This is a genomic window from Vibrio sp. Y58_MX_L22 (genome assembly GCF_024181865.1).
Classification (GTDB): domain Bacteria; phylum Pseudomonadota; class Gammaproteobacteria; order Enterobacterales; family Vibrionaceae; genus Vibrio; species Vibrio alginolyticus.
Map to the genome: position 1 here is coordinate 398,583 of NZ_JAMZAN010000002.1, position 9,162 is coordinate 407,744.

The 9,162-nt window shown below is 44.6% G+C and carries 9 protein-coding genes; 5 read left to right on the plus strand and 4 right to left on the minus strand.

The window, feature by feature from the left end:
• Positions 1-128 precede the first annotated feature (128 nt).
• The gene (gene yddG / locus NL626_RS06965) at positions 129-1,031 is read right to left on the minus strand and encodes an aromatic amino acid DMT transporter YddG (protein WP_253657161.1); all 903 of its coding nucleotides are present in this window, start codon (positions 1,029-1,031) and stop codon (positions 129-131) included.
• Between the two features lie 120 nt (positions 1,032-1,151).
• Here yddG and NL626_RS06970 point away from each other — a divergent pair, with 120 nt between their 5' ends.
• The 5 genes from NL626_RS06970 (at position 1,152) to NL626_RS06990 (ending at position 5,429) form a co-directional block, all read left to right on the plus strand.
• Positions 1,152-1,301 carry a hypothetical protein gene (locus NL626_RS06970; protein WP_017634379.1) on the plus strand — a complete coding sequence of 50 codons (150 nt, stop codon included), beginning with the start codon at positions 1,152-1,154 and terminating at the stop codon, positions 1,299-1,301.
• Positions 1,302-1,313: 12 nt separating this feature from the next.
• Positions 1,314-1,964, plus strand: a complete 651-nt coding sequence (gene elbB / locus NL626_RS06975) for an isoprenoid biosynthesis glyoxalase ElbB (RefSeq protein WP_017634378.1) — start codon at positions 1,314-1,316, stop codon at positions 1,962-1,964.
• A 333-nt stretch (positions 1,965-2,297) separates the two neighbouring features.
• Positions 2,298-3,446 carry an L-threonine dehydrogenase gene (gene yiaY, locus NL626_RS06980; RefSeq protein WP_005375581.1) on the plus strand — a complete coding sequence of 383 codons (1,149 nt, stop codon included), beginning with the start codon at positions 2,298-2,300 and terminating at the stop codon, positions 3,444-3,446.
• Between the two features lie 149 nt (positions 3,447-3,595).
• Positions 3,596-4,672: a PQQ-dependent sugar dehydrogenase gene (locus NL626_RS06985; protein WP_253657162.1), complete on the plus strand. Its 1,077-nt coding sequence runs from the start codon at positions 3,596-3,598 to the stop codon at positions 4,670-4,672.
• 142 nt (positions 4,673-4,814) lie between these two features.
• Positions 4,815-5,429 carry an HAD family hydrolase gene (locus NL626_RS06990; RefSeq protein WP_021707668.1) on the plus strand — a complete coding sequence of 205 codons (615 nt, stop codon included), beginning with the start codon at positions 4,815-4,817 and terminating at the stop codon, positions 5,427-5,429.
• A 106-nt stretch (positions 5,430-5,535) separates the two neighbouring features.
• Here the strand turns inward: NL626_RS06990 and NL626_RS06995 are convergent, their stop codons facing one another.
• The 3 genes from NL626_RS06995 to NL626_RS07005 all read right to left on the minus strand — a co-directional run bounded on the left by NL626_RS06995 (position 5,536) and on the right by NL626_RS07005 (position 8,791).
• A complete protein-coding gene (locus NL626_RS06995) occupies positions 5,536-6,015 on the minus strand; it encodes a Dps family protein (RefSeq protein WP_005388254.1) in 480 nt (159 codons plus the stop codon).
• 300 nt (positions 6,016-6,315) lie between these two features.
• Positions 6,316-8,316, minus strand: coding sequence for a methyl-accepting chemotaxis protein (locus NL626_RS07000; RefSeq protein ID WP_253657163.1), 2,001 nt, complete (start codon positions 8,314-8,316; stop codon positions 6,316-6,318).
• A gap of 121 nt (positions 8,317-8,437) precedes the next feature.
• Positions 8,438-8,791 (minus strand): hypothetical protein, encoded by a 354-nt coding sequence (locus NL626_RS07005; RefSeq protein WP_253657164.1) that lies wholly within the window; start codon positions 8,789-8,791, stop codon positions 8,438-8,440.
• Positions 8,792-9,162: the final 371 nt, after the last annotated feature.

A 9,162-nucleotide genomic window follows, 5' to 3' on the forward strand; every position in this document is an offset into this window, starting at 1 on the left:
ACTCAATAAAAAGCTCCCAATCTCGGGAGCTTTTTTAATTTTTTCGATTTAGTTGCTTCGTATTCGAATACAGCTCGCAAGGGAGATCTGTTCGTTGCTCACTTAAATTCTCTGATCTCGTTGGTAACTTATCCAGCCGCTTCGCGCTTCTCTTTGGTGACTAACCAACACATCAGCGAGCCCACCGTTACCATCACAACGCCCTGCCAAAAGCTATGGCTCAGAGTTACGCCAAGAATAATGGAAGAAAATAAAGCGGAAAAAATGGGCGTGAAGTAAGACAAGGTGGCGAGAAAAACCATATTGCCGCCAACGATCGCGATGTTCCATAAACCATAACCACCAGCCATTAAAGCCGCAGAAGCCACTAAGTACCCCATCGCTTCCCAACTGAATGTCATTGGTGGCTCATCGGTAAACGCATATTTGACCCAAAGCGAAACAGCTGTTGCAATGAAAAACAGGGTAATCGCATTATGTTTAGATTGCTGCCTTTGGGTTAAGTTGCAATAAAAGGCCCATATAACCGCCCCAGCGAAAGCCATAAAATACACCAGAGGGTTACTACTAACATTGGACATGATCTGAGTTATGGATAAGCCATTCTCACCGCTCACAGTCCAAGCAACCCCAACAAACGCCAGCGTAACTGCTGGATAAAGCAACCAGTTTGTTTTTTTATTGCTGCCAAGGACCGCAAATAAAACCGTCAGTGCGGGCCAAAGGTAGTTGACAATCGACACCTCAATTGCCTGCGCGCGCGAGTTGGAATATCCCAAAGATAGAGCGAGAAATATTTCATAGCAGACGAACATCGCACCACCAAGCACAAGATACTTGGGAGAAAAGTAAGACAACTTTGGAATACCGACCACGATAAGAAGGAAAATAGAGCTAAGAGAGTACAACATGGCTGCCCCGCCTACAGGACCTAAACTCTCCGTAACCAACCTCGCGATACCAAGCAGACAACTCCAAGAGAGAATCGCGATACAACCATAAAGTGTGAAACGAAATTGCACTGATTTCATGTGACCTACCACTCACGAATGCCAAAGGAAACGTCAGCTTAACTCAAAAATGATCAGGTTCAACGTACTGTTTTATAAAAATCAGTATAAAAATCATTCTATTAAGCCGTTGGAGTTGATATGAAACATTTTCTGCCCTCTAGTGTTATGCTTACACCCTTTGTTGTGCGCTACTATGATGAAGATGACAACGAGAGTGAAAACGTTAAAACACACTCGGAAACGCATGGTCTAGATAGCGAAGAGCAATCTAAGGAACGTTCAGAGTAAAGGAATCCAAACATGAAAAAAGTCGCAGTCATTTTAAGTGGTTCAGGCGTTTACGACGGTTCTGAGATCCACGAAGCAGTGTTGGCGCTCTACGCCATCGAGAAAGCAGGGGCAACTTGGCACTGCTTTGCACCTAACATTGACCAACTCCATGTCATCAATCACCTAACTGGTGACGAAATGGATGAAACCCGTAACGTCTTGATTGAATCAGCTCGTATCGCACGCGGAAACATTGACGATGTTGCCAAACTTAACGTTGATGAATACGATGCCCTACTGCTTCCAGGTGGATTTGGTGCTGCGAAAAACTTAACCGACTTCGCCGTTTCAGGTGCAGAGTGCTCCATTAACACACACGTAGCTCAAGCTTGTCGCGCGTTTGCTAATGCGAAAAAACCAGCTGGCTATCTGTGTATTTCTCCTGTCATTATTCCGATGATTTATGAGCAAGGCGTGAAAGGAACGGTAGGCAACGATGAGGCAGTCTCAATAGCATTTAATCAAATGGGCGGTGAACACACCACGTGCCCTGTCGAAGACATCGTTTTTGATGAAAAACACCTCGTACTTTCAACCCCTGCTTACATGTTGGCAGAGAATATCTCTCAAGCGGCTTCAGGTATCGAAAAGTTAGTATCAAAGCTGATTAAAATAGCTTAATTATTAGTAGTTATCTTATAAAACACTTCTCTATCCCCATTGATAATTAAGTTATTAATGGGGATTTTTTATACTTTAGTCGAATTTAGAGATATATCCGCGTCAGAAGTCAATTTCTGCCAATCGTTTGCGTCCATAGTTTCATATTTGTTCTACTTTATATCAGTGTTGCACTTATACGCAGTGCAACAAGATCACTGTCACAGTTTTTCTCTTGCAAGTACCTCTAAGTAGGTAAACTTGCTTCAGATCAACTTCAATCTGGAAACGAATGTGCGACAGTAAATGGCAAATTAAGAAAGATTATTAAAAATAACGACGGAGCTATCCAATATGACAAGTGCATTTTTTATCCCTACGGTAAACCTAATGGGCGCTGGTTGTTTGAAAGACGCAGCAGACAGCATCCAATCTCAAGGCTTTAAAAAAGGTTTGATCGTTACGGATAAGATCCTTAACCAAATCGGTGTAGTCAAACAAGTTCAAGACCTTCTCACTGAGCGCGATGTAGCAACCGTTGTGTTTGATGGCACTCAACCAAATCCAACTATCAGCAACGTTAACGACGGCTTAGCACTTCTTACTGATAACGAATGTGACTTCGTTGTCTCTCTAGGTGGTGGTTCACCACACGACTGTGCGAAAGGTATCGCGCTTGTTGCTTCTAACGGCGGCAAAATCGCAGATTACGAAGGCGTAGACCAGTCTGCAAAACCAATGATGCCACTTATCGCAATCAACACGACGGCAGGTACTGCATCTGAAATGACGCGTTTCTGCATCATCACTGACGAAGAGCGTCACATCAAGATGGCTATCGTTGATAAGCACACAACACCGCTTATCTCGGTAAACGATCCAGAGCTAATGCTAGCTAAACCTGCTTCGCTAACTGCGGCAACAGGTATGGATGCCCTAACTCACGCGATTGAAGCTTACGTATCTATCGCAGCAACACCAATCACTGATGCGGTAGCAATTAAAGCGATTGAGCTTATCCAGGCTTATCTACGCACAGCAGTGAAAAACGGTGAAGATCTAGAAGCTCGTGAACAAATGGCATACGCACAGTTCATGGCGGGTATGGCGTTCAACAACGCTTCTCTAGGTTACGTACACGCAATGGCACACCAGCTAGGTGGTTTCTACGACCTTCCACACGGTGTTTGTAACGCGATTCTTCTACCTCACGTACAGCGTTACAACGCGCAAGTATGTCCTGAGCGTCTACGTGATGTAGCGAAAGCAATGGGCGTAAACGTAGAAGGCATGTCTGCTGAAGAAGGTGCAGCGGCAGCAATCGACGCTATCGTTACTCTAGCGAAAGATGTGGGTATCCCAGCAGGTATTAAAGAGCTTGGTGCGAAACTAGAAGACATCCCAACACTAGCAGACAACGCACTGAAAGACGCTTGTGGTTTCACTAACCCTAAACAAGCAACTCACGAAGAAATCTCTAAGATCTTCGAAGAAGCGATGTAATCTCGCTACATAAACAATTCTCTAGCCTTAATTCAATCCCCGATCTCGTATCGGGGATTTTTTACATTCATATACAAGTGAATCTCTGCCAAACATAGTCTTTTAGTGTTAGCTTTTAAGTATTAACACGATTCATATTGGAAGGAACCATGAGAACGATTGCTGCTATCCTACTCGCTTGTTTATCCTTTTCTGCCAACACTGCCGAATACCGCGCCAACGAAGTGGCGAATGGATTTCAGATCCCTTGGGGGATCGAGTTCTTAGATAACCAACGCGTTATCGTCAATGAAAAGAACGGTACGGTTTCGTTGCTGGATATCACCACAGGCAAACCTCAAAAGCTGTTTAACGTCCCCAATGTGAACACCAGTGGACAAGCTGGTTTATTGGATGTTGCACTCGCACCGAATGCCGATAAGCAAAACCCGCAACTCTTCTTTACCTACAGCAAGCGCACGAGCAAAGGCAATACGGTGGCGTTAGCGACGGCGCAATTGCAAAACAATCAGCTTGTGAGCTGGAAAGATCTCTTTGTTGCTGATGCCATCACTGACACAGGGCGTCACTACGGCAGTCGAATTTCATTTGTTGACGACAAAGTTTACTTCTCAATCGGTGACCGTGGCGAACGTGATAATGGGCAAGACACTCAAACCCATGCTGGCAGTATTCTTCACCTTAACCTTGATGGTTCGGTTCCACAAGACAACCCATTCAAACCTTCCGAAGCTCGTCCTGAGATATGGAGTTACGGGCACCGCAACCCACAAGGTATGTTTTACGACGAAGCAACTAAACAGCTGTGGTCGATTGAGCATGGACCACGCGGTGGCGATGAAATTAATCTAATCAAGAAAGGCGCAAACTACGGCTGGGCAAAAGTCTCTCATGGTAAAGAATATTGGGGACCGTTGGACGTTGGGGAAGCTAAGTCGTTACCGGGAATGGAAGATCCCAAGCTGGTATACATCCCTTCTATCGCACCCAGCAATATGATTTTGTACCGTGGTGATAAATACCCAGAGTTAGATGGGAAAATCCTCGCCGGTGCATTAAAACTGGCGCACATCAACGTGGTCTCTATTGATAATGGCAAGCTTACCGAATCAAAAAGATTAATGGAGAACCTTGGTGAGCGAGTAAGAGATATAACCATCAGCCCCGATGGTTATATCTACTTTTCTACCGACAGCGGCAAAATCTTTCGTCTTGAGGAAAGGTAATCGAACACTAAAATCGTTAAGACTATTTAATTTGTGACGTGCTAGTGATTTATTTTCGTACAATCTAAGCAGAAGAATCTAAACTTAACAATAACCTTTTGTTTTTTAAAACGATAGTTCGGTTAAGTTGTACGAGGCCATTATGATTCCATTCCCTTTGCAGCTCGATAAAATTAAAGCCGTGGTGTTTGATTTAGACAACACCTTGGTGAGTTCTGATATGAACTTCGGCGAATTGCGACAACAGCTTGGCTGTCCGCAGAGTGAAGATCTATTGGATTTTGTCGACGCACTTGAGCATCCTCACCATCGAGAGCACGCTCATAATGTGATATTTGATTACGAGATTTCTGATGCTGAGCAGTCTGCTCCAATGATTGGCTGCCATGAATTGCTCGCCCACTTGCATCAAAATGAAATCAAAACCGCTATCGTGACGCGCAACTGTCAAATCGCCACGCAGCGCAAACTAGAACACAACCAAATCTCAGTGGAACGAGTCATCACTCGTGAATGCTTCCCGCCCAAGCCAGACCCATTGTCTTTACAGGTGTTGGCGAAAGAGTGGCGTTTGATGCCTAATGAAGTGCTTTATGTCGGCGATTACCTTTACGACTTACAGGCAGCGTATAACGCGCAGATGCCCTCTTGCCTTGTTCATCACGGTAATCAAGAAACCTTCAATGATTCAGCCTCATTGGCGCTTAATGAACTCAGTGATTTATTGAGCCGTTTCGAATCCTTACCACGCAAATAAAGCACACATATAAAATACGCAAACAAAAAAAGGGCACCAACGTGCCCCTTATGACTTATTCCCGATTGTTCATGCGTTCCCAAGGATTGCTTGGGTGATGCGCTGCTTAGCCTTGTAGGTAAGCGTTAAGCATCCACATTAATTTTTCTTGCTCACGGATGTAGTCACCCATCAATGCCGCTGTACCTTCGTCATCTGCTTCACCCGCGTTTTGTAGAATCTCACGCTGTTTTAGAAGTAGAACGCTAAAGCCTTGAACCAGACCTTGTACACACTCCTCACCAGAAGTCGCGTTTTGATGTTCTTTAATTTCACTTGCTTCCAAATAGTTGCTGAATGCGTGTGCTGGCGTATGACCCAAAGTTAGAATACGCTCTGCAAGCTCATCGATTTTTGTTTGTAGATCAGTGTAAATCTCTTCAAATTTTACGTGCAGTTCGAAGAATTGCGCACCTTTAATGTTCCAGTGGTAACCGCGAGAGTTCATGTACAACACTTGGTAATGCGCTAGCAGTTGATTTAACTGTTGAGCTAGTTGTGCTGATTGTTCGCTGTCTAGACCAATTAGGCTTACTTGTTTGTTCATAATCTTGCTCCTAGAAGGATGATACCAATCGTAGTAACGAACGATTCTCTTACTGAGATTGGTATAAAGTTTAAAAATTCTTTTGCAGTATTTGCTGCCGATGGAGTCATATTACGACTCCGGCTCGGCGAAGAGAATTTGGTTTTAGCTATGATTTAAATAGCCAAATCCAATGAGCAAGTAGACGAATATCGGCGTATCATCCAACAAAAAGCCCCAACCCTTTTTGTGTAAAAAGGATTGGGGCTTTTTTACTATTTGGTTAACGTTCAAAAGTAGATGAACAGACGTAAATCTTATCTACGCCGTTTTAAAAGTTGCCATCTGTTGATTCAGCTCGGTAACTTGCTCTTTTACTTGCAATGATGTCTCTGATGCGCGTTGGCTGTTATTCGAAACCTCATCCACTGATTGAGTAATACCGGACATCAATCCAGTGATCGAATTGGTCGCATGAGATTGCTGCTCTGCCGCTGCCGCAAGCTCTGCCATTTGTTCATTCAAGGAACCTATTTGCTCAGTAGTAACAAGCAAACGAGTTACCGCTTTTTCAATGTGCTCAGCGCCCTGCTCCGCAAGTGATTGACTGTGTTCAATCTCCTCAACCACAGAATTGGTCGAGCGTTGAATCGCATTGATGATGCCGTTGATTTCTGTCGTCGATTGAGTAGTACGAGTCGCTAACATACGAACTTCGTCCGCCACAACCGCAAAGCCTCGTCCTTGGTCACCCGCACGCGCTGCTTCTATCGCGGCATTCAATGCCAGTAAGTTAGTTTGCTCTGCCAAACCTTCAATCACTTCCGTCACTCGACCAATGGCTTCGCTCTCTTTGCTTAGCTGTGTCACTTGCGTACTCGCGGTTTCAATGCTGCCGTGCAAACTTTCCATAGTGACTTTGTTTTGCTCTAAAGCATCACGACCTTGTTCAATCTCGCCTTTTGAATCAGAAAGCTTCTGCACCGATTGATTGGCTTGATCTAGGGTGTTACGCGCGGCTAAAGCGATTTCATCCAATTGGCTTCCCATTTCAACAATGCTGGTTTGTTGCTGTTCAACATTCGATGAGGTGACTTGCGCCGATTCCAACAAAGCTCCCATGCTGGTATCCACTTGGTGCGCTTTTTCACTCACCCCTGCCACGATGCTCGCTAACGATTGGTTCATGCGGTTAATCGAATCGGTAAGGTCTGTCAATTCATCTTTCCCAACAACAGTTAACGGAGGCTGAGAAACATCTCCTGAAGCGATCGTCTTTGCACGCTCCGATAAGTTTTTCACTCGGCGACCAATGGTGTTGCCCATGTATTTTGAAATCGCTACTGCGGCAAACAAAACCAATGCCGCTGCAATCAGCATGGTGGTGAGTACGTTTTTGATCGACTGATTAATACCCTGTCCGCTTTGATCAGCACGACTTTGCTGAGCCAATACGATCGTTTCTAAACTTTGGTCTAGGGCATCCGCTGCTGGCAACAGTTCGTTCGCCATCAACAAGTTTGATTCGTTCCATTCTGGTGACTGACGTAATGCAATTACCTGCTCTGCTAAAGGAAAGTACAGTTGCTGCATTTCTTTAAACAGTGACCACAATGATTGGTCGTTATCAGTGAGCCTGTCGAGTTTGCTATCGATTTCCGCCACAGACTGATTGTGGTATTTAATCAAGTCGTGGTATTTGTCTAGGTGATCTTGCTGCCCGTACAACAGGAAATCTCGCAAGGCGGACAGAGCATTGGCGAGCGAGGTATAGCTGTCGGCATAAACTTTAAACAGACGCTTTCTGTCTCCACCAAATGGGTTTCCTGACTCTTCATTGATTAAGCTTTGAAGCTGATCAAGTGCCACTTCTGCAATGGGTGCCGCTTCGTTAATAAAGAGGTTGTGCGCGGGTAAGTTCTCATCACTGTGGCTAAGTTCAATCAGCTTGTTTAGAGAAACTTTTACCGCGTCCCACTGACTTTGAATCGCTTGAAAATCCTGTTCAGAGATCAAAGCCTGCAACGTTGGAAGCGACTCGTCTGTAGATGCCATGATATTGCGTACGTCCTCACTCAGACGTGCGCTCGCCTCTTCATCGCCACCTAACAACATGTAGGCTCGAATAGAAGACAGCGATGCTTGAACGGACTGTTGGATACCGCGACTGGTGTCGACGGTCGGTAAATCGGATTTAAGTAACGAAGAGGCGTATTGCTCTACGGTAGTGACGTTGCGATACGTGAATACCGCTGATGCCATAAAAAGTACGGCTAGCAGCACAAAACTGAGCTGCAACTTCCCTGATATCGTAAGGTTCATCCATAAACTCCTGACAACGATGAGCCTTAAATATAACGATGTTTACAAAAATGTTAAATACTGGTATCAAAAGTTACTAAGAAAACCATGTAAATCACTATTTTAAGCCGATAAATAGGGCTTATTTGAAGTATGGTATGCGCTCACTACGTAAAATCAGATAATTAACGTAAGTCGTTTCTAAGCAGTCTTGATCCCACAACGAAAGAATCCGCTTAGTGGCGAAGTAGTAATCTTTATTACGCAGTAACACGCCCACCGTGCGGCTGAGCTGCTCAAAGCGCTGTTGCTCATTAGCAGAGATGTCATTGTCCTCATTTTCAATGATGGGCGCCAATCCATCGGCAAACCAATTGTTCAGAATTTCACGCATCTCAAGTTCTGACTCCGGTACATCGATACTCGACAACTCGCGATGCTGTGGTGGTGGCACTATGTACTTCGATGCTTTTGGCGAACTGACATAACGGTACATGTCGCTCCTCCTTGTAAATGACTCTTATACCCAAGTGACTTCAAGATGCAGGATTCAGAGCGTTGTCATTGATTCGGGGTCAAGGAAAACAACGCAGCGTAATAGTCAGCTCTTTCCAAGTTGTTTGACACAGAAACCGAGTCAATGACACGCTCCCGAAGGGCGAGCTGTCTTGGTTTGTATACTTTGTTGTCGATTCTTGATTTAGACCCACTAGACCTTTAAATCGCCGCCGCGTCTACAAACCAAGCCATTCTCGCTGAACCTAACATCTCGAGGTTACTTGGGTATAAACTAGCTAAGAATACTTTTTTCAATTTCCAAGTTTTTTCTAAAGCTCATAGAAAGAAGCCCAACAAAAAAGCCATGCA

What these genes read in the sequence shown, in the direction of transcription:
- NL626_RS06985 (WP_253657162.1), top strand. Translation starts at nt 3,596, where the DNA reads ATGAGAACGATTGCTGCTATCCTACTCGCTTGTTTATCCTTTTCTGCC.
- yiaY (WP_005375581.1), top strand. Translation starts at nt 2,298, where the DNA reads ATGACAAGTGCATTTTTTATCCCTACGGTAAACCTAATGGGCGCTGGT.
- NL626_RS07000 (WP_253657163.1), bottom strand. Translation starts at nt 8,316, where the DNA reads ATGAACCTTACGATATCAGGGAAGTTGCAGCTCAGTTTTGTGCTGCTA.
- yddG (WP_253657161.1), bottom strand. Translation starts at nt 1,031, where the DNA reads ATGAAATCAGTGCAATTTCGTTTCACACTTTATGGTTGTATCGCGATT.
- NL626_RS06995 (WP_005388254.1), bottom strand. Translation starts at nt 6,015, where the DNA reads ATGAACAAACAAGTAAGCCTAATTGGTCTAGACAGCGAACAATCAGCA.
- NL626_RS07005 (WP_253657164.1), bottom strand. Translation starts at nt 8,791, where the DNA reads ATGTACCGTTATGTCAGTTCGCCAAAAGCATCGAAGTACATAGTGCCA.
- elbB (WP_017634378.1), top strand. Translation starts at nt 1,314, where the DNA reads ATGAAAAAAGTCGCAGTCATTTTAAGTGGTTCAGGCGTTTACGACGGT.
- NL626_RS06970 (WP_017634379.1), top strand. Translation starts at nt 1,152, where the DNA reads ATGAAACATTTTCTGCCCTCTAGTGTTATGCTTACACCCTTTGTTGTG.
- NL626_RS06990 (WP_021707668.1), top strand. Translation starts at nt 4,815, where the DNA reads ATGATTCCATTCCCTTTGCAGCTCGATAAAATTAAAGCCGTGGTGTTT.